Origin of the sequence: Qipengyuania nanhaisediminis (assembly GCF_045862805.1) — a bacterium.
Classification (GTDB): domain Bacteria; phylum Pseudomonadota; class Alphaproteobacteria; order Sphingomonadales; family Sphingomonadaceae; genus Erythrobacter; species Erythrobacter nanhaisediminis_A.
Genome location: NZ_AP025760.1, coordinates 2,472,906 through 2,492,579, shown reverse-complemented (window position 1 = coordinate 2,492,579; position 19,674 = coordinate 2,472,906). Strand labels below are relative to the sequence as shown.

General features: G+C 62.0%; 15 protein-coding genes. 11 read left to right on the top strand and 4 right to left on the bottom strand.

Annotated elements, in window-relative coordinates:
• The first annotated feature begins 62 nt into the window (after window positions 1–62).
• From ACKTSM_RS12045 to ACKTSM_RS12025, 5 genes are all read left to right on the top strand, one after another.
• Window positions 63–293, top strand: coding sequence for a helix-turn-helix transcriptional regulator (locus ACKTSM_RS12045; protein WP_407874891.1), 231 nt, complete (start codon window positions 63–65; stop codon window positions 291–293).
• 296 nt (window positions 294–589) lie between these two features.
• Window positions 590–1,051, top strand: coding sequence for a hypothetical protein (locus tag ACKTSM_RS12040; RefSeq protein WP_407874890.1), 462 nt, complete (start codon window positions 590–592; stop codon window positions 1,049–1,051).
• Window positions 1,044–3,353: a DUF5906 domain-containing protein gene (locus ACKTSM_RS12035; RefSeq protein WP_407874889.1), complete on the top strand. Its 2,310-nt coding sequence runs from the start codon at window positions 1,044–1,046 to the stop codon at window positions 3,351–3,353. The genes ACKTSM_RS12040 and ACKTSM_RS12035 overlap by 8 nt, the downstream gene beginning before the upstream one ends.
• 510 nt (window positions 3,354–3,863) lie before the next feature.
• Window positions 3,864–4,112: a hypothetical protein gene (locus ACKTSM_RS12030; RefSeq protein ID WP_407874888.1), complete on the top strand. Its 249-nt coding sequence runs from the start codon at window positions 3,864–3,866 to the stop codon at window positions 4,110–4,112.
• A 1,170-nt stretch (window positions 4,113–5,282) separates the two neighbouring features.
• Window positions 5,283–6,527: a phage major capsid protein gene (locus tag ACKTSM_RS12025; RefSeq protein WP_407874887.1), complete on the top strand. Its 1,245-nt coding sequence runs from the start codon at window positions 5,283–5,285 to the stop codon at window positions 6,525–6,527.
• Between the two features lie 78 nt (window positions 6,528–6,605).
• Here the strand turns inward: ACKTSM_RS12025 and ACKTSM_RS12020 are convergent, their stop codons facing one another.
• The 3 genes from ACKTSM_RS12020 to ACKTSM_RS12010 form a co-directional block, all read right to left on the bottom strand.
• On the bottom strand, window positions 6,606–7,367 hold the full coding sequence (locus ACKTSM_RS12020; RefSeq protein WP_407874886.1) for a reverse transcriptase family protein: 762 nt from the start codon (window positions 7,365–7,367) through the stop codon (window positions 6,606–6,608).
• A gap of 97 nt (window positions 7,368–7,464) precedes the next feature.
• Window positions 7,465–7,767 carry a helix-turn-helix transcriptional regulator gene (locus ACKTSM_RS12015; RefSeq protein ID WP_407874885.1) on the bottom strand — a complete coding sequence of 101 codons (303 nt, stop codon included), beginning with the start codon at window positions 7,765–7,767 and terminating at the stop codon, window positions 7,465–7,467.
• Between the two features lie 41 nt (window positions 7,768–7,808).
• Window positions 7,809–7,979: a hypothetical protein gene (locus tag ACKTSM_RS12010; protein ID WP_407874884.1), complete on the bottom strand. Its 171-nt coding sequence runs from the start codon at window positions 7,977–7,979 to the stop codon at window positions 7,809–7,811.
• A gap of 626 nt (window positions 7,980–8,605) precedes the next feature.
• Between ACKTSM_RS12010 and ACKTSM_RS12005 the strand changes: the two genes are divergently transcribed.
• The 6 genes from ACKTSM_RS12005 to ACKTSM_RS11980 all read left to right on the top strand — a co-directional run bounded on the left by ACKTSM_RS12005 (window position 8,606) and on the right by ACKTSM_RS11980 (window position 18,507).
• Window positions 8,606–9,886: a TolC family protein gene (locus ACKTSM_RS12005; RefSeq protein ID WP_407874883.1), complete on the top strand. Its 1,281-nt coding sequence runs from the start codon at window positions 8,606–8,608 to the stop codon at window positions 9,884–9,886.
• Window positions 9,887–9,897: 11 nt separating this feature from the next.
• A complete protein-coding gene (locus ACKTSM_RS12000) occupies window positions 9,898–12,024 on the top strand; it encodes an ATP-binding cassette domain-containing protein (protein WP_407874882.1) in 2,127 nt (708 codons plus the stop codon).
• Entirely contained in the window at window positions 12,021–13,175 is a 1,155-nt protein-coding gene (locus ACKTSM_RS11995) for an HlyD family efflux transporter periplasmic adaptor subunit (RefSeq protein WP_407874881.1), read from the top strand. Before ACKTSM_RS12000 ends, ACKTSM_RS11995 begins: the two co-directional genes overlap by 4 nt.
• An 80-nt stretch (window positions 13,176–13,255) precedes the next feature.
• Complete coding sequence (locus ACKTSM_RS11990; RefSeq protein WP_407874880.1) at window positions 13,256–15,133, top strand: hypothetical protein; 1,878 nt, start codon at window positions 13,256–13,258, stop codon at window positions 15,131–15,133.
• A 194-nt stretch (window positions 15,134–15,327) separates the two neighbouring features.
• Window positions 15,328–15,645, top strand: coding sequence for a hypothetical protein (locus tag ACKTSM_RS11985; RefSeq protein WP_407874879.1), 318 nt, complete (start codon window positions 15,328–15,330; stop codon window positions 15,643–15,645).
• 108 nt (window positions 15,646–15,753) lie between these two features.
• Complete coding sequence (locus ACKTSM_RS11980) at window positions 15,754–18,507, top strand: M10 family metallopeptidase C-terminal domain-containing protein (RefSeq protein WP_407874878.1); 2,754 nt, start codon at window positions 15,754–15,756, stop codon at window positions 18,505–18,507.
• A gap of 9 nt (window positions 18,508–18,516) precedes the next feature.
• Here the strand turns inward: ACKTSM_RS11980 and ACKTSM_RS11975 are convergent, their stop codons facing one another.
• Window positions 18,517–19,575: a CDP-alcohol phosphatidyltransferase family protein gene (locus tag ACKTSM_RS11975; protein ID WP_407874877.1), complete on the bottom strand. Its 1,059-nt coding sequence runs from the start codon at window positions 19,573–19,575 to the stop codon at window positions 18,517–18,519.
• Window positions 19,576–19,674: the final 99 nt, after the last annotated feature.

The following is a 19,674-nucleotide window of genomic DNA, read 5'->3' as shown; positions in this document are numbered from 1 at the left end:
CGGCGGCGATCTTATGCGCTTTTTATTCGATCCCCTCCTCACCGGGAACGAGGAGATTGAAGATGAATACCGATACCGAGTCGACTGACCGCCGGGAGCTACCAAAGCGGCTCATCTATCGCGAGCGCGATCTCAAGGCCGTCACGAATACCAGCCGCAAATTCCGCGAAGATGCGATGAAGGCCGGGACGTTTCCGAAGCCCGTTCCGCTCGGGCCGAAGGCACGTGGCTGGCTGGTCAGTGAAATTGAGGACTGGATCGAAGAGCGGAAGGCCGCTCGCGATGCAGCCTGAGGAGGCCCCACCCGAACCCGACTATGCCGGCCCTTACGTGGTGATCGAACCCGAAGGCCCCCTTTACCGTGTCGAAGTGCGACCGACCCCGGACGGCGGACCTAGGCTCGAGCTATTCGCGTGCAAAAGCGCGGCTTGGGGCGAAATGTTGGCGCTGGCGGTGGGTCTAGGGCTTCCGCCCTTGGACCTCTGTAACGGCAAAATACTCGACAAGTCGGAACGAAAATAATCCGCGACTTTCAGCTTTCTAGTGAAATGTAGCCGCAGAATACCTTCGTTCGGAAGGAGAAATCATTATGTCAAATCCGATCAATTACACCCGCCCAGAGGCCTGCCGTATTGTAGCGCAGGGTCATCCAACTTTCGACCGCTCCACCGAAGGCGATCAGTCCCGGCTCGGCGGCTATCGCCCCGAGCCATTCGCCGGTCAGCTACTCTATGACGCGCGCGATCTCATCGCTCTCGACTATCAGCAATCGCTGATTGCCGAAGGCCATAAGGTCAAGACCGCTGGGGCGCTCGCCTCGCGTCTTCGCTGCGCCATGCGCGACTATCCCGAGGCCTCGTTGCTCGCGCTGGTAACGATGGAGAACGGCAATCGGGTTTCGCTGCCATTCGAGAACGTGGACCTGTTCGAAGGCTACAACTCCGGGGCGATGACCCGGGAAACGTTGGTCATCGACGTTCGCAACCTGCGCGTCCGGGCTGACCGCCTCATTGCCGAGGCAGCGAAGATCGTGGGTGAGGCCGATGCCTGATCCCGAAACGAGAAATGCCGCCGGCCCTGCGAAGGATACCGGCGGCACTCATGAAGCGGAAGGTCGAAGCCCGCGCGATCCCTTTGCGGGCGATCCGTGTCAAACGGAAGGCCGGAGCTTCGTTCAAAGTTTGGGCGATATCAAACCGATCAGTGACTATTTGCGCCGCGTAGGAGCGACGGCCCGCAACTTTCGGCGCGCTGAAAGGCTGGTGGGCGTCGAAGGTTATGAAAAGCCGGTCGGCAGAATCGACATAGCGCACGATGGCACCGTCACGGTGTCGGGCGATATTGAAGAGCCGAGCGAATTTGAACAGCGGGCGATCTTAGAAGCCTTCAAGGCTGTCCAGTTTCCTCGCATCACAACCCTCACAGCGATCCCCGAGCCGCCGCCAGGGGTTCGGTTGTCCGACCCGTCGGTTTTCCCTTGCTACAATTCCGAAGGCGAGTTCGTCATGCTGCATCAGCGGTATGAGACCCCGACCGGAAAAGGGTTCATCCCGTGGACCCGATGGAGCGACGGCCAGTGGCGCAAGATGGAGCCGGAGACGCTCCCGTTCTTCGGGTTGCCCGAAACACGGAACAAGGCGACCCTCTTCATTCACGAAGGCGCAACAGGCGCAGACCGGATGCGCCGGATGATCGAGGGAGACCTTCCGTGGAGCGAGTTCCCTTGGCGCGCCGAGGTCGAGCACGCCGCCCATATCGGGTGGCTCGGAGGCGTCTATGCTGTGTCAAAGAGCGATTGGCGCGCGCTCGCTGGCCAAGGCTGGTCTCGGGTCATTATCGTTTCGGACAATGACGAGAAGGGTCTGAATGCCGCGAAGCGCATAGCGAGGGAGTTCGGCTCGAACACATGGATCTTGGCCTTCGATAATCGGTTCGATGAAGGCTTCGATCTAGGCGACCCATTTCCCGAAGTGCTGTTCGATGAGGAAGGGGTCTATATCGGCCCCTCACTCAAGGAATGCCTAATCCCGGCCACCTGGGCGACCCGGAAGCTGCCCGCCGGGGGCCGAGGCGCTCCTACGTTCGTGCTAAGCGACGCGTTCGCGCCGATGGTGGCCTATACCGTTGAGCCTCCTCGGATCATCCTTAGAAACAATCCTAGCCGCGACTTTCGGCTCGACGCCTTCAACATGATGATCCGGCCGGTATCGGATGTGAAAGACACGGCGGCAAAGGTTCACGCTCGGGTCGAATGCCAGCATGACCGCCTTCTGTATCGACCGGGTGAAAAATCCGGCACCTTGAACGTGGACGGCAGCCGAGGGTTCAATGTCTATGAAGGCGGCGTGAGTCCCAGCCCCGGCGATCCCGGGCCGTGGCTCGATTACCTAGAGCATGTATTTCCCGAAGAAAGCGATCGCAAGCTCGCCATGCGCTGGCTCGCCACGCTGATAGCGAAGCCGAGCATCCGCATGAAATATGGAATGTTGCTTATCTCGACCACGCAAGGCGTAGGCAAGAGCACGCTCGGCCACGCGCTCAGGCTGGTGCTCGGGGCGCGCAATGTCAGCTTCCCGAGCGAAGGCTCGCTGGTCGATAGCGACTTCAATAGCTGGTTGGCTCGCAAGAGGCTCATCTTCGTGAACGAGTTCTACTCGGGCAAATCTCGGCGAGCCTATGACAAGCTCAAGCCCCTCGTCACCGAGGATCATGTCGAGATCAACGAGAAGGGCGTGCCGCAATACGAGCTGGAGAATTGGGCGCATTTCATATTGTGTTCTAATTCCGATGCCGCGCTGCACTTGGACGGTGAGGACCGGCGGTATCTCGTGCCAACCGTTTCCGAAGGGAAGCGGGACAAAGTGTGGTGGGATCGCCTTTATCGTTGGCTCAATGCCGAGGGGCCGGGGGTCATCGCTCGTTGGGCCGATGAATATGTGAGGAAGCATGGCTGGGTCGCCGCCGGAGAACACGCGCCCGATACGCATCGCAAGCGGGCGATTGTTGAAAGCTCGCGATCCGAAGGCCAGCAATTCGCTATCCAGTTGGGCGAACATCTGACCTCGCTCGACAGACAGGTGATCCTTCGCACGCGCGATGTCCGCGCTTGGATCGCGCAGCAGCGTGGTTTTCGAGACACGTCCGACAGTCGGCTGGAAAAGCCCGACACGATCCTCCGGGCGATCAAAACCGTGCCGGGAGTTACTGTCTGGGCCAACGCGATGCGACCGAAATTCGGTGCAACCCGCGATAGCGTTGTCATGAATTTCAGCCCGAGGCCCGGGGTCAAATGGGCCGAAATCAAGGATCGCCTGACCGATATTCAGGGAGTTTCAGCCGATGAGCCGTTCTAATCGCAGGAAGGGCGAAATCCTCGGTTACAGTAAACTCAGTGCCTTAGAGGGGACGGGGGACGGGCTTTTCTGTGATTCTCTACCGCAGGAAATTATATACCGAAGGAAGACGGGTATTAATTACCCAGAGGTAGAAAACCGGGTCTCGCCCGTCCCCCGTCCCTTTTTCGCTCCAGGTGCCTTCCGCGAGCACTTGGCCGCTGGCGAGTTCGCCCATCGCTTCGCCCGCGATTTCGCGAAGGACGCGCTGGGTGATCCTGATATGCCGGAAATCTCGTCATGGTCGGAGCTACACTCATACCTTGGCCTGTGTGGCGCGTGCCGCGAGGCCGTGGTCGGTGCCGCGTTAACATGGCGCAGTTTCCGCGCGTCGAATGCGCAGGGGAGGGGGGCATGAAAAGTTATTCGCCCCTTAACGGGCGGACCGGCGGGGGCGCGCGAGGAAACTGCTATTTCCAATAAACGCCCTCGCTGTGCTCTCCCGCGCGCGCGGGAAGTGTAAAATTGATCATGATTGGGAATGCCGGATTTGTTAGCGAGTTGGCAATCGAACTCGTGCGGAACTTGCACAACAAGCTTACCCATGAATGCCATACGAAGGGCGTTACGTTTGATGATATCGCACTCGTCTCTACGGTCGATGCTTTCGACGTTGCCGAAAAAGCTAATGGGCTGCGGCTATTGGCCATGGAATGGATGCTGGCTAGGCTCAAGAATATGACCCAAGCTTTTCAGCAGTCGGTTTCAACCGACAATTGATCCCAATTTAAGGGAGACTCACCAAATCCCCTAGCAAAAGACCATTCACGTTAGGCCGACAGCTGGCTCTGTATCGTCGAATTGCACCGTCCCTGAATGTCACGGACAAGTCGCCATAGAATACGCTCCGCATTTCGATATTCTGCGTTCGATTATCACGAACCGCCCTGTCCGAAATTTCCGCTCCAGTTAGGATGATTTCATCGATCGAGCTGAGCTCTCTGTCAGCCAAGACCCTAAAGCAATTGAACACCCGAGCAGCTGCAGGATCGGCCGCATATCGTTCTTCCACTCTTGGGCTCACAAAAAAGGTATGGTCGAAAATGGCTTCTTGTTGAGCATTCTGTCGTCGAACTGCTTGACGCTCTTCAGTTTCCCTTCTGATTCGTCTCTCGGCATTTAGGCTCGCCACAATCGAGCCCAATTCATTGTTCACTGAGCGAATTACCGAAGCCACCAGAAATTTCTCTCGGGTCGAGTTGAAGCCAAGTCTGGCAGATATTTGCGAGACATCGGTATTAGTCTCAAACTTCACGCCAGTGTGAAGTTCAGGCTCGTGCCGTGAAATTGGCGATGCTAGTCGCGACGCGATAGTAATCTGAGGATGCAAGTAATCTTGCTCCTCAGTCAGAGATTGAACTGCCCCAAGCAAACTCGCGAGCGGACCACGCGATGGTCCGCGCGGCCTCGCTTCATTTGGAGCGCGAACCGTCCGAATGCGTCGAACTGTGACCGTTGTAGAAGCGTCTGGCCCTAGATCGTCTACGCAGTTCGTCGCGTTCATAACTGCTTCGACCGTTCTTCGAACCGTCAAGGCCTCTCTTGTAGAAGCGTCTCCATTTTGAACTATCGAATAGTCCGAAATCGGTGCCTCACATCTAATAAGTGGCTCGAGTTCAGCTGAACCTCCCCCAAAATACTGAGCGGACGCACTGGTTGCAGATAAAACCGCCGTCGCACCGATAATCAATGTTAAACGAAACATTCCCGCCCCCAAAATTTCCTGTTTGTTTTGAAACGACTTTTAGCGAATGTCCACCCTAGATCGAGGCATCTCCTTGCACGCCGGACGCTGCGGAAGAAGGCTGACGGATCAGGCAAGCCGGACGCTGCCGAAACGACAGGGGCAATAGCCCCTTCGCGACACTCAACTCGTTTCGGAGATTATCAATGCAACAAGTATCGCGCGGCCTTCCCGCCGCACTCGCAGCCGCTTCGGCTCTAACTTCAACCCCGGCGCCCGTTCGGGCAGAGGGCTTCGGAGAACACCAGCGGCTCTTCAATGAAATTCAGTCCACGCTGGGGGACATTCGCAGCAAGACAAATGGTCGGCTCGATGCGGTCGAAGAGACCAACCGGAACCTCATCGACAGCCTCAATCGGATCGAAGCGGCTGGCGGTTTCGCGCCTAGCGGCGGCTCCATTGTCCCGGATGAACCCGACTACACTCGCACCTTCGCGAGCTTTCTGCGTTCGGGCCGAGGTGAAGAACAGTTGAGCGAGCTACAGGGGCAAGGCGAGCGCGCTTCAATCCAAGCCGCGTTGAGCGTCGGCAGCGACCAGAACGGCGGCTATCTTGCTCCCACCGAATGGGACCGGGCCGTGTCGAAGGCACAGGTGGTGACTTCGCCAATGCGACGGCTCGCGCGGGTTATGACGACCACTGTGGGAGCTTTCTCGACCCTTTGGCAGACGGGCAATCCCGGTTCGGGCTGGGTGGGCGAGACGGCAGCGCGTCCCGAGACGACCACGCCGCAATTCTCTCCGATCACATTCGCAGCGGGCGAGATTTACGCTAACCCTGCGGCGACACAGCGCATTCTTGACGATTCTCTCATTGATCTGGGTTCGTGGCTCGTTGAGGAGCTTCGTGTCGAATTCAATCGGCAAGAGATTGCTTTTCTCGCTGGCGATGGCGTGGACAAACCGCGCGGCCTTCTCACCTACGTGTCCGGTGGCGCGTCGGACGGAGAACATCCGGGCGGCAATCTCACGGTGGTCGAGCAGGCTATCGCGGTCGATGCGCTCATCGACTTCATGTATGGCCTAGCCGCGCCCTATCGGGCCAACAGCACCTGGCTCATGTCGAGCCTCACGGCGGCGGCGCTCACTCGGCTCAAGGACGCGGACGGGAACCTGATCTGGCGCGAAAGCCTCATCGTGGGTCAGCCGGCCACGCTTCTCGGTCGTCCGGTCGAGATTGACGAGGGTATGCCGTCGCCGGACGCGGGCAACCTCGCCATTGCGTTCGGTGATTTCAACGCGGGCTACCTCATCAACGACCGGAACAGCTCGCTTCGCTTGCTGCGCGATCCCTTCACCAACAAGCCCTTCGTCCACTTCTACGCGACCAAGCGCGTGGGCGGTGGCGTTGCCGATCCGAACGCTATCCGGCTCCTGCGCATCCCGGTCTAAGCGTCTAGGAACGTACCGGAGCACAAATCGAAGCCCCGCCGGCAATCTCCTACTGGCGGGGCTTTTTATGTCTGCCGACTAGTTTTTTTCTGCGATCTGCTTGATCTGCCCTTCGATCCCGGAAATCCTACCCAACAACGCCTCGCGCTCCTCGATCGGAGCTTTGTCGAGCAAATCTTTTGCCATGAATTTCTTATGATGCTGTCGGAAGGGGGCAACCAATTCGCCGCCGCGCGCAATAACTCCCGTTATTTCTGCCGGACTATCAACATACGTCTTAGCCTTATGGGCCGTGAGGCCTCGGCGGTGGATCATCTTTCTAATCCGCCACATATCACCTTTCGACACGCGTTCTCCAGAAACCGTTACGTCATCGATATAGACTGTGAAAGTGTGGCCACGCTCGTCGCAGAACTCCGCTATCTCCTGCCATAAGTCATAGAAAGCAAAATAAGCCATGATTGGGCTTAGCGGCGACCCGGTGGGCAAGTGCCCCTGATAGCAGGCCAGCTTTGCCAGAAGGCCCGCTATGTCGCGCTTGCATTTCAGTACCTTGTGAAGGAACCAGAAAACGCGCCGTTGCGGAGTGCTGGGAAAGAAGCTCTTTATGTCGAGACACTGGACAACACGGTTGTCTTTGTGAGCAGCGGCATTGCTGACGTAGCAGCGCCGCTTAACGGGGCAGAATAGAAAGTCGGGCGGCGTGATCCAGCTTAGAATACGCGCAAGCCGTGCTTGCACTCTCTTCAGATCGCGACGCGGGTTCTCGACATGGCGCGTACCATGACCACTCTTCTTCGGCGTGTCGAACTCGGTGTATGGATCGACGTCAGCTTCCAAAAGCCGAAGCTCTCTAGGGGCGATCTTAAGTAGCTTGGCGAGTTTGCTACGAGACCGCATCTTGTAAAGCGGCGATTGGTCCAATGAGTGGGATTGTCTAACAGGCATTTGCTCGCTCCGAGCGCGCCTCAAGAAACTGCATGAGACCTATCATTTTCCCCGCAACGATCGATTTGGCCCAATCCATGGTTCCGTCCTCTACGCTTTCAGCGAAAAACATGATGGACGACACCGGAAGGCTATAGGCATCTGCATAGCGCTGGATAATTTCGAGCGATGGGACTTTCCGTCCCTTTTCAATTTCCGACAGATATGACGTCGACACGCCGATAAGATTCGCCGCATCCTTCTGCTTCATATCGTGGTAGACACGAATGAGACGTAGGGCTTCGCCGAGCATCGAATTTCCTTGATCCAGAGCCTGTAATACAGGGTGGCGGATCATGACTTGAACAGTTTGACCAGCTCGATGGCGAGACGCAGGATTTTCGCAATCCACGGTCCAGCCGCTAGTATCACTTTCAGCACCTGCGGGTTCACCAGAAGGCTCTTCCGCTTCGGCTTATTCGCCTCAATCAACCGCCCACGTTCCTTATCGTTGTCAATCGTCATCGACTTATTTCCTTCTTCGCCAACCACCGACCATCGGTGGCGTCGCCATCAGGCTAGGAAGGAGGGGAAGGAACGTGCTTACCCTGATCACCTGGGCGGTCCCCCGCCATCGGGGGCCGCCCGGAGCCGCGCACGGAACCCGTGACCCGGCCCAAGTGGTAGGAGGCTGAAGCCTCCCGCGAGGGTTTCCCCTCAGTGAATGATGGCATATCCCCTTTCTTGACTACGACGCGTTCTAGATGGGAGATCGGCTGCGCATTGTCCAGAAGAAAATTCGCTCACAGCGAATTTTATCCACAGGAGCGCCGCCAAATCGGGTGATAAATAACCCCTATCACCCGACTTGGGGCCTAGAAGCGCAGCTTTTCTGGGCCGGTTCGAATCCCTCCTGCTCCGCCACCTTTCCGACATCGAACATCGCCACTCGGCCGATCCTTCGGGTCCTCTTGGAAGCTCGCCCTCCTTGAGGTGGCCCTTGATCGCGAGTTGATGACTTTGTCGCCCTGCCGTAGTGGGATGGGCAGAGTTTGGAATGGATCGTGTCTAGCCACAGCCGGGTTGCCTCGAATTTGCCGCCGCGCGCATGGTGCAAAGCTGCCGGGCTGGGCGCTGCCTGCGCGCTTACCTTGGGCACGCCCGCCCTAAACGCGCAAGCCGATGCCCCGCCAGCCGATGCCCCGCCTGCTTACGGTCCGCCCGCCGAACCGGCGATTGCGGTACCCGGCTCGCCCGCTCCCGAGGCCATCCCGGATCCGCTTGCCGAGGCCGCGGCACGCGCGCTCGATCAAAGCCCGCTGGTGCTCGGCGGGCTGGCCGAGATCGCGGCGCTCGATGCCGATATCCGCACCGCGCGCTGGCAGCGCTACCCGGGCCTGAGCGCCGAAGTCCTCGCGACCACGGGCGGGTCCAATGTCGCCGATGCCGACGGTCTGGCGATCAATCTCGCGCTCGAACAGCCGATCTGGTCGGGCGGGGCGATCGGCAGCCAGATCGATGCCGCGCGCGCCAATCGCGAGGTCGGCGCGAACGCGCTGCGCGAAACGCGCTTCAACATCCTGCTCGCGGTGATCGGCGCCTATTACGATATTCTCCTCGCCTTCGAACGGGTGCAGGTCCTCGATGCGGGCATTGCCGAGCACCGCCTGCTGGTCGAATCGATCGAGCGGCGCGTGGCCGCCGAGGTCTCGCCGCGCGCCGATCTCACGCTCGCCCGCTCGCGGCTCACCCAGCTCGAGGTCGAACGCACCAGCGCGAGCGAGGCGGGGGCGAACGCCCTTTTGCGGCTGCGCGAATTCGTCGGCGAAGAGATCGACGCGCCGACCATGCCCGACAATGACATCTTCCGCCTCGTGCCGGCAGAACAGGTCGCCATGCAGGACATGCTCGCCTGCGCCCCGGGCCTGGACCGGCTGCGCAGCGCGATCGATGTCGCCGAGGCGCAGGTGCGCACCAACCGCGCCGGACTGTTCCCGCAACTGCTGCTGCAATTGTCGCAGAACGAGATCACCGGAGCGCGCGCGGCGCTGGTCCTGCGCGCGCAGACGGGCAACGGGCTGTCGCGATTGTCGGCCATCGACAGCGCCCGGGCGCGGGTCGACCAGGCGATTGCCGAGCTCGGTCAGGCCGACCGCGAGACCCGCACCCGGCTTTCGGCCGAATATGTCGCGCTGCGATCGAGCAAGGAGCGCAAGATCGCAGGCGACATGGCGAGCGAGGCCGCGGCGAGCCTGCTGGCAAGCTATCGACGGCAATTCGTGGCGGGCCGGCGCAGCTGGCTCGACGTGCTCAACGCCGCGCGCGAGGTGACCAGCGCCAACCTTGCCGAGAGCGATGCGCAGGTAAGCGCCGCAGCCAGCGCGACGCGGATTCTCGCTCTGACCTGTCGCTGGCGCCCGGATGGCGTATAGGGCGCATCGACATGGCTGATAATTCCCTCCTTTCCGCGATCGAGCGCTATGCCCGGGCGGTGCGTTCGACGCTTGCGCCGCAATGGGATGCCCAATTGCGCGAGGCCGCTCTTGGCGAGGGCGAGGACGCGCTCGAGACCGTGCGCACAGCGATGGGGTGGGAACGGCCCTTGCGAATCGCGGAGCGGCCCCAGCCCGACGAATTTCCGCTGATCGTCCATGATGAGAAGCGCGGCTGGCTGGTCGCGCTGCAATGGGTGGGGGAGGACCGGCTGGCGCTGGCACGTGGCGGCGATGCGCTCGACTGGAACGAAGGGCACCGCTTCTATCGCATCGCCATCCCCGATCCGCTGCGCGCGGACGATATCAGCGCCTTCAACATCTTCTGGAACGCGATCAAGCGCCGTTCGCGGGTGCTTGTGATCGCGGGGCTGGCGACGGTCTTTGCCAATATCCTGACGCTCGCGACATCGCTTTACGCGATGCAGCTTTACGACCGGGTCATCCCGCTGGCGAGCTTCGAGACGCTGGCGGTGCTCACTGCGGGCGTGATCTTCGCGCTGGTGCTCGATCTCACCTTGCGCTCGCTTCGCGCGATCCTGATCGAGACCGAGGCCCAGAACATCGACAAGGAAGTGTCCGAGTTCTTCTTTGCGCGCGCGCAGGCGATCCGGCTCGACGCGCGCCCGCAGGGCATCGGCACCATGGCAGCGCAGATCCAGGGGCAGGAACAGATCCGCCAGGTCATGTCGTCGAGCTCGCTGTTCGTGTTCGCCGACTTGCCTTTCGCGATCTTCTTCATCGTGGTGATCGCGATGATCGGCGGGAGCCTGGCGCTGGTTCCGATCGTCAGCCTGCCGATCGCGCTGCTGCTGGCCCTGGGTCTCGCGCGGGTGATCCGAAAGGGCGCAGACCGGGCACAGGTCACCGGCAACCAGAAGAATGGCATGCTGGTCGAAATGCTCGATGCGTCCGAGACGGTGAAGAGCAATCTGGGCGGCTGGCACATGATCGGGCGCTGGAACCAGCTGATCCGCGACGTCCACCATTACGAGGACCCAGTAAAGCGCGCATCGGCGGTTTCGGGCACGGTGTTCTCGACCCTCCAGCAGCTCACCTATGTCGCGGTCATGGGCTTTGGTGCCTATCTCGCCGCGACCGGGCAGATCACGACCGGCGGCCTGCTTGCCTGCTCGATAATCGTGGGGCGGATCAACGGCCCTCTGATTGCGCAATTGCCTGGGCTGATCGTGCAATGGGGCTATGCGCGCTCCTCTCTCAAGGCGCTCGACGGCCTTTTGCAATATCCGGTCGAACGCACTTCGGCGAGCGGCGGCCTGCGCCCCGACGCGCTGTCCGGGCCGATCACGGCGAAAGACATCGCCTTTGCCTATGGCGACGGGCCGACCGTGCTCGAGGTCGAGGCGCTCGACATCCAGCCGGGCGAAAAGGTTGCGGTCGTCGGCGGTGTGGGAGCAGGCAAGTCGACCCTGCTCAAGCTGCTGGCCGGGCTCTACACCCCGCGCGAAGGGACCATTGCGATCGGCGGCTACGATCTCAGCCAGCTGGCAGAGGACGTGGCGCGCCGCGAGATCGGGTATCTGTCGCAGAATGCGCGGCTGGTTCGCGGGACGATGCGCGAGGCGCTGACCATGGGGCTTGGCCATGTGAGCGATGACACCCTCATTGAAACCGCGCGCGCGACTGGCCTCGACGCGCTGTTTTCCGACCAGCAGCGCGGGCTCGACACGATCGTGCAGGAAGGCGGGGCGGGGCTTTCGGGCGGACAGCGCGCCCTGGTGGGCATCAACCGGCTGATCCATGCGCGCCCGCGGATCTGGCTGCTCGACGAACCCACCGCGGCGCTCGACATCGCCAGCGAGAAGGCCGCGCTCGCCGCTCTCGACAAGGCGCGCGCGCCGGACGGCATCCTGATGCTGGCGACCCACAAGATACCGCTGATCGAACGCTTCGACAGGGTCATCGTCATGCATCGCGGCCGCGTGATCGGGGTCGAACCGGTCAGCGATTTCCTTCGCAAGGTGCGCGAACGCGCAGGCGCGGGGCGCGCGGGAGGCGAGGCGGCGGCCCCGGCCGGCGGCATCACCACCCAGTTGCGGCGGGGGGCAAAGTCATGAACCGCCTGTTGCGGCCCGCCTCGCTGATCATCGTGACGATCTCGCTGATGCTGGTCGGTTTCATCGCCTGGGCGAACTGGGCCGAACTCGACCAGGTCACCCGCGCCCCTGGCCGCGTCGTGCCCTTTGCCCGCGTCCAGATCGTCCAGAGCGAACAGGACGGCGCGATTTCCAATATCGCCGTGCGCGAGGGCGAGGCGGTCACCGAGGGCGAGCTGCTGGTCGAGCTCGACAAGGTCCAGCTGGAGGCCGCCTTGCGCGAATCGCGGGTCAAGGTGGCGGCGCTCGAAAGCCGGATGGCCCGGATCGAGGCCGAACTGTTCAACCGCCCGCTGCGCTTCCCGGCATCGCTCAGCGAATATCGCGAATTCACCGCCAACCAGCGCCAGCTATTCCAGCGCCGCCGCGCAGCCTTGCAATCCGAGATCGCCACGCTTTCCCAGCTCGCCGATCTCCAGCAGCAGGAGCTCGATCTGAATCTGCCTTTGCTCGACACCGGCGATGTCGCACGCTCCGAGATCATCCGGATGCAGCGGCAGGTGGTCGAGACGCGCGGGCGCATCACCAATGTCCGCTCGCAATATATCCGCGACCTGCAGACCGAGTTCGCCCAGACCGAGGAGGAGCTGGCCGCCGCGCGCGAACAGCTCGCCCGGGCCGAGGACAGCCTGCGCGCGGCGACCCTGCGCGCTCCGACGGACGGGGTGGTCAAGAACGTGCGTTTCAACACGATCGGCGGGGTCGTGCGCGCGGGCGAGGAAGTGCTCCAGATCGTGCCGATCGGGGAAAAGCTCATCATCGAGACCCGGGTCCCCCCGCGCGACATCGCCTTCGTCCGGACGGGCCAGAACGCGCGGGTCAATTTCGAGGCCTATGACAACGCGATCTACGGGTCGGCCGATGGCACCGTGGTCTTCGTCAGCCCCGACACCCTGACCGAACAGGCCGAGGACGGGTCGAGCGAGACCTATTACCGGGTCAATCTCGAGGTCGACACATCGCCCATGCGCCAGCCGCCGGGGCGCGAGCCGATCAACCTGCAGCCGGGCATGACCGCGACCGCCGAGATCCTCACCGGCAAGTCGAGCGTGTGGGATTATCTCAGCAAGCCGATCACCCGCACGCTCGATACCAGCATGCAGGAACGCTGACCGGCCGCAGACTTGCAAAGCATTCAATTGTCTTGCCGCGTCCGCCGCGCTAGCCAGTTCAGCCAGGGCAGGGGACGCGCATGGCCATCAATCCGATCTATTCGATCATCAATTCCGCCAATATCTCGCAGAATATCATCGACCTGCTGCTCGGTGTGGCCGACGAGGCCTTTCGCCTGTGGGGCGAGGCGCTGGCAGGCGATGCGACGCTTTCCGTCCGGATCGAACTGCTCGACAACACGTCGAGCGGACGCGCGCAGGGTGGCTGGGGCAATGGCACCAATGTCGGCCTGTTCGAAGGCGTGAACGTGATCGTCGGCGCGCCGGCTTACGAATTGATGACCGGGCAGGACGTTGCGGACCGCGATTATGACGTGATCCTGCAATTCAGCCGCGATTACCTTTTGAACGAGCTGTTCCTCGATCCCTCGCCCGAGACCCGCGACGACATCCCCTCCGACCGCACCGATGGCCTGTCGGTACTGCTGCACGAGATCGGCCACGCGCTTGGCTTCATCGGCTATTACAACGAGAGCACCGGCCAGCAGGGCAATTTCGCGACCCATTACGATCTGCGCCGGGTCGAAATCGACGGAGAGGAATTTTTCCGCGGGCCCAATGTCGGGCGCGTTCTGGGCGGCGATCTCGAGCTTACTCACGGCAATTACGCGCATTACGGCAACAACAACGACTTTCCCGGCACCAATCCCGACCCCCGTCTGGGCCTGATGAACGGCGTGGTCTTCTATCGCGGCTATGCCTATTCGATCGGCGAGCTCGACCTAGCCGTGCTTGCCGACATGGGGCTCGGCACCATTCGTGACGATATCCTCGACAGCGTGCTGCTCACTCATATGCGCGGCGGGCCGGGCGATGACACGATCATCGGCGGGGCGATCGACAACGTGTTCTACGGCGATGAAGGCGCCGACGAACTGCGCGGCAATGGCGGGGCCGACCAGCTGTTCGGCGGGCTCGGCGGCGACCGCCTGATCGGCGGGGCCGGAAACGATGCCCTCGATGGCGGATCGAATGTCGATACCGCGATCTTCGCCGGAAACAGCGCGGCCTACACGATCTCGCAGACTGCAAGCGGGGTGTTCACGATCGAGGGGCCCGACGGGACCGACACGGTAACCAATATCGAGTTTGCTCAGTTCGATGATGAGACCTTGCGCCTGCTTCCGGGCACCGGGATCACGGTCAATTTCGACACCGCCGATCCCGGCGTCTACCAGTCGGCGATGAACGCGATCCGCGATTTCGACGGCAACGATCTTGGCGGGCAGGGTTCGTGGCTGCGGATCGGCTCGGCCGACGTCAACGGCGACGGCGATATCGACCAGATCCTCGTCAACGATGCGATCGGCCGCTTCGCGACCGTCGGCACCGCTCCCGATGGCCTTGTCTATTTCGACGATCATGGCTGGGCGGGCGAGACGCGCGTTGCGGGCATCTATATCGACCCGCTGGTGATCTCGGGCGACGTGGTGGCCGGCAGCGACGAGGATTCGCAGCGGCGCTTCCAGAACGATCTCGAGATCGAGAACATCAACCGCGTGCTGGGGGCCGACGATTATGACGGCGACGGCGTGTGGGAGGTCTATTTCGCTCTCACCGACGGCACCGCCTATCTGCGCGCGCTGATGCATGCCGATGGCAATATCCGCTATGCCAATTACCAGTCGGAGGCCGAGGTGATCGATTACCTCACCGCCAATGGCTACGATTCAAGCACCTATGGCGACTGGTTCGGCCAAGGTTCACAAAACAATGCTATTGATGACAGTAGCGCCACCGCCCGCGCTGGCGATAGCGAGCAGGGGACGGCGGGCTATGTGTCGCTCGAAACTGGCTTCAGCCTTGCAAGCGATGGTATCGAGGCGCTCCACGCGGTGCGCCCGGGGCAATTCGAAAGCCTGCCGCACCTTGCGCATCACGCCGAGTTTTTCGGCTGATTGCGGCGGCATGATCGTGTCGGCAGGGCGCGGGTGATGCCGGGTTAACCACGTGCGGACCGTTCTTGGTAAGCGCGTCCGTGACAGGGTGATTGGCTTCCCCGCAGGGGATCGGAAAGCAGCGTTTTATGACCGGGAAACTAGCTTTATGCGTATCGACATTCCTTCTGGCCGCTTCGGCGCAGGCATCGTGCATGACTGAGCAGCCACAGGGCGAGTGCCGCGTCGAGGGCGTGAAGCATCTCGGCGCGCAGGCCGACGAAGCATCGGTCTGCGCGCTGTTCCGCGATGTCCTTACTGAACATCTGGGCGAGAGCGGACCGGGCGATGACATGTCGGTGGCGCTCGACATCACCGCGCAGGGATCGATCACCGCGCGCGTCACCGACCGGTCCGGCAAGATTCTCACTCCGCATGACAGCGTGTCTGTCGATATCATGGACAGGCCGCTCGAACTCGACGACGTCGCGCGACTTGCCGAAACCGCCGCAGGGCTTATGAAGAGCGTCTGACCGATAGGTAGACGCCTCGAAGCGCATGCTCCCGGCCGCCATGTTCGGCCCGAACAACACTAGCGAAAGATTGAAACCGTGTTCAGAGACCCTCAAAACGAGAACGCATTGGCGAACTGGTCGCCGGTATTTGACCGCGTCGATGGCGTTGTCGAAATCGATGACTTGCTGAAGGCGTCGATCCATTCGCACAGCTGCGCGTGCCTGGCGTGCCACAATTTCGAACAGAAGGATGGCGGCTACACGACCACGCTCGGCGTCAACGGCGCGGATGCAGAAGACACCGCCGGCAATGCGACCACCGCCGGCACGCTGAGCCCGGGCACCTTCGTGGTCGACGAGCTCGAGGTTTCCGGCGACAATGACTGGTTCGCAATCACGCTCGAGGCAGGCGAGACCTATACCTTCACCACCTATCTTCCGCCGGGCGGCCTGCGCGACAGCATCCTGACGCTGCGCGATGCCAATGGCGCAGCGCTCGCATCGAACGACGATGCCAATACCAGCGCCAACCTGCTCTATTCGGAAATCACCTTCACCGCGCAGACTGCGGGCACCTATTACCTCGACGTGAGCGGCTTTGGCAGCGCGACCGGCACCTATGTCCTGTCGAGCTCGCGCCCGGTGGATGACGCGATCGCAGGCGATGCGACGACCACCGCGACCCTCACCTTCGATGGCAGCGCTGTTTCCGGCGCGCTCGAGGAAACCGGCGATCGCGACTGGTACGAGGTCACGCTCGAGGCCGGCGAGATCTACGAGTTCACCACCAGCGCGACGCTCGGCAGCAACGATGTCGACACCACGCTGACCCTGCGCAGCGCCGATGGCAGCGTGGTCGCGTATAACGACGATTCCACCGGCACCTATTCGCACATTCGCTTTACCGCGCAGACCTCGGGCACCTACTACATCGATGTCGGTGGCTGGGCTGATGGCGAGCAGGGCGATTACCGCATCACCGCCGACATTGGCGAGCCGCTGCGCGAATTCACCAATGACGAGATCGCCTCGCAGCTGCTTTTCGGCTCGAGCGGCAGCCCCAATTCGCTGCGCACCTGGAATGCGGGCGAAGGCGACACGCTGACCGTCAACATCACCACGCTTTCGGCTGCCGGGCAATTGCTCGCGCGCGAATCGCTGGCGCTGTGGTCGGACGTGACCGGGATCATCTTCCAGGAGGTTTCCGGCACCGCCCAGATCACCTTCCAGGACACCGAGGAAGGGGCCTATGCCCAGACCCAGCGTTCGGGCACCACGATCATTGCAGCTACGGTCAATATCTCGACCGACTGGCTCGCAAGCCAGGGCACCACGCTCGACAGCTATTCGTTCCAGACCTACATCCACGAGGTCGGACACGCGCTCGGCCTGTATCACGGCGGCAACTACAACGGAGACGCCAATTACGCGCAGGACGCGCTCTATCTCAACGATAGCTGGGCGACGACCGTGATGTCGTATTTCAGCCAGGCGTCGAACACCTATTTCGCAGACCAGGGCTTTAGCCGAGTGTTCGCAGTCACGCCGATGTCGGCCGATATCGTCGCGATCCAGCAAGCTTATGGCGTGGTGACCGGGACGCGGACCGGCGACAACACCTATGGCGTCGGCAACGACACCGGGCGCCTGACCTATGGCGTCGGTGACGAGGCGACCGACGCTGCCGGCAGGCTGCTCGCCTTCGTTATCCTCGACAATGGCGGGACCGACACGCTCGATTATTCGACCTTCTCGGCAGCGCAGGTGATCAACCTCAATGCCGAGACCTTCTCGAATGTCGGCGGCAGCATCGGCAATATGAGCATTGCTCGCGGCACGGTGATCGAAAACGCCATCGGCGGATCGGGCGCTGACCAGCTGATCGGCAATGATGTCGCCAACGTCCTGACCGGCGGTGCCGGTAATGACACGATCGATGGCGGCGCCAATGTCGATACCGCGGTGGTTTCTGGCAATCGCTCGCAATACACCGTGACCCAGACAGCGACCGGCGTGTTCCAGATCAGCGGGCCTGACGGGGTCGATATCCTCTCCGGTATCGAATTCCTGCAGTTCGACGACGAGACCCTGCGCCTGCTTCCTGGCACCGGGATCACGGTCAATTTCGACACCGCCGATCCCGGCGTCTACCAGTCGGCGATGAACGCGATCCGCGATTTCGACGGCAACGATCTTGGCGGGCAGGGTTCGTGGCTGCGGATCGGCTCGGCCGATGTGAACGGCGACGGCGATATCGACCAGATCCTCGTCAACGATGCGATCGGCCGCTTCGCGACCGTCGGCACCGCTCCCGATGGCCTTGTCTATTTCGACGATCATGGCTGGGCGGGCGAGACGCGCGTTGCGGGCATCTATATCGACCCGCTGGTGATCTCGGGCGACGTGGTGGCCGGCAGCGACGAGGATTCGCAGCGGCGCTTCCAGAACGATCTCGAGATCGAGAACATCAACCGCGTGCTGGGGGCCGACGATTATGACGGCGACGGCGTGTGGGAGGTCTATTTCGCTCTCACCGACGGCACCGCCTATCTGCGCGCGCTGATGCATGCCGATGGCAATATCCGCTATGCCAATTACCAGTCGGAGGCCGAGGTGATCGATTACCTCACCGCCAATGGCTACGATTCAAGTACCTATGGCGACTGGTTCACCAATGGCTCGCAGAGCGCGACCGATGTCTACGTCAACGTGATCGACGACGAGGGCGCGGGCGGCAAGGCCGAGACGCCGAGCGATTTCGCGTCGCTCGCAGGCGCACCGGGCGAATATGCCGGCGATATCGAACTGCTCCATGCCAGCCGTCCGATGGACCAGCAGTTCCGCGGGCTCGACGACATCCAGCCCGAATTCTTCGGCTGACGGGGAAGGTCAGCGGCCCCGGGTCTCGGGGCCACCTGCCTTTGCCAGCATGATCATGGCGGCGACAAACCAGGTCGCCGCCGCAATCGCAAAGGCGATCATGGCCGCGGCAGCAAACCCCGCGATGATCGCCAGCGCGAGCACCAGCGCATAGACATCGCGCGAGGTAAGCTTGCCGAGCACGGCCAGCACGGCCGATCCGCTCGCCGATGCCTGGTGCTTGAGCGCATCGAAACTGAGCGGCCCACCGCTCGCGAGCGAGCGCGCGCCGATCAGACCCAGCCCGATCGCCATGAGAGCAAGGCCAGCCCATCCGGCCAAGGCTGCATCCCGGTATCCCTGCTGCCAGATATTGGCGCTGACGCCCGCGATGAAAGCCGCATTGGTCGCGGCATCGATGGCGGTGTCGAGGCTCGCCCCGGCTTTCGAGGTGCGCAGGGTGGCGCGGGCGATCTCGCCATCGACCCCGTCCACGATCGATGCCAGCTGGAACAGGACTGCACCCGCAACCAGCCCCACCTCGCCGCCCATGACGAGCGCGAATGCCATCACCAGCGCGATCAGCGCGGTCGCGATCGTCGCGTGGAGCGGGCGCACGCCGCGCCATTTCAGGAGGTGGTGCGAGAGGAACCGGGAGATCGGGCGGTTGATCCAGCGGCTGACCAAGCCGTCGGTCGCCTTGCCGGTCCGCAACAGCACCGTGCGCGCTTCGGTTTCCAGGGCAATCGCGACGTCTCGCGGGTCGCGCTTGAGCACGGCGTGTGCCGGGCGCGGTTCGGCGGCGTTGCCGGTCGTGATGACGGTGAGCGGGTCGAGGACCGGGGTGCCGGAAACGCCTTGGAAAGTGCTGAACTTCGTGCCGGCCAGCGGGCACAGCCGGGCAATCTCGTTGGCGAGGGCCGTGCTGTCGTGCCAGCCCCCGGGCGCTTCGAGCACGATGAGATCGCGCGGGCCGCCGTCTCGCTGATCGCGAGCAAGTGCCATGACCGCGCGCGCGGCAAGGGGGATGCCGGCAATCAGCGCAGCTGCGTCCTTTTCGCTCTGGAACAGCAGGGGTTCGCTCGCCATAAGACCCTCGACACGCACAACAGGAACCGGACGCGGCTTTCGCAATGACCTTACATCCCACGCGGCCGCTGCATAGCGCGCTGACCCCATGCGCGGCGC

What these genes read in the sequence shown, in the direction of transcription:
- ACKTSM_RS12045 (WP_407874891.1), top strand. Translation starts at nt 63, where the DNA reads ATGAATACCGATACCGAGTCGACTGACCGCCGGGAGCTACCAAAGCGG.
- ACKTSM_RS12040 (WP_407874890.1), top strand. Translation starts at nt 590, where the DNA reads ATGTCAAATCCGATCAATTACACCCGCCCAGAGGCCTGCCGTATTGTA.
- ACKTSM_RS12035 (WP_407874889.1), top strand. Translation starts at nt 1,044, where the DNA reads ATGCCTGATCCCGAAACGAGAAATGCCGCCGGCCCTGCGAAGGATACC.
- ACKTSM_RS12030 (WP_407874888.1), top strand. Translation starts at nt 3,864, where the DNA reads ATGATTGGGAATGCCGGATTTGTTAGCGAGTTGGCAATCGAACTCGTG.
- ACKTSM_RS12025 (WP_407874887.1), top strand. Translation starts at nt 5,283, where the DNA reads ATGCAACAAGTATCGCGCGGCCTTCCCGCCGCACTCGCAGCCGCTTCG.
- ACKTSM_RS12015 (WP_407874885.1), bottom strand. Translation starts at nt 7,767, where the DNA reads ATGCTCGGCGAAGCCCTACGTCTCATTCGTGTCTACCACGATATGAAG.
- ACKTSM_RS12010 (WP_407874884.1), bottom strand. Translation starts at nt 7,979, where the DNA reads ATGACGATTGACAACGATAAGGAACGTGGGCGGTTGATTGAGGCGAAT.
- ACKTSM_RS12000 (WP_407874882.1), top strand. Translation starts at nt 9,898, where the DNA reads ATGGCTGATAATTCCCTCCTTTCCGCGATCGAGCGCTATGCCCGGGCG.
- ACKTSM_RS11995 (WP_407874881.1), top strand. Translation starts at nt 12,021, where the DNA reads ATGAACCGCCTGTTGCGGCCCGCCTCGCTGATCATCGTGACGATCTCG.
- ACKTSM_RS11990 (WP_407874880.1), top strand. Translation starts at nt 13,256, where the DNA reads ATGGCCATCAATCCGATCTATTCGATCATCAATTCCGCCAATATCTCG.
- ACKTSM_RS11985 (WP_407874879.1), top strand. Translation starts at nt 15,328, where the DNA reads ATGACTGAGCAGCCACAGGGCGAGTGCCGCGTCGAGGGCGTGAAGCAT.
- ACKTSM_RS11975 (WP_407874877.1), bottom strand. Translation starts at nt 19,575, where the DNA reads ATGGCGAGCGAACCCCTGCTGTTCCAGAGCGAAAAGGACGCAGCTGCG.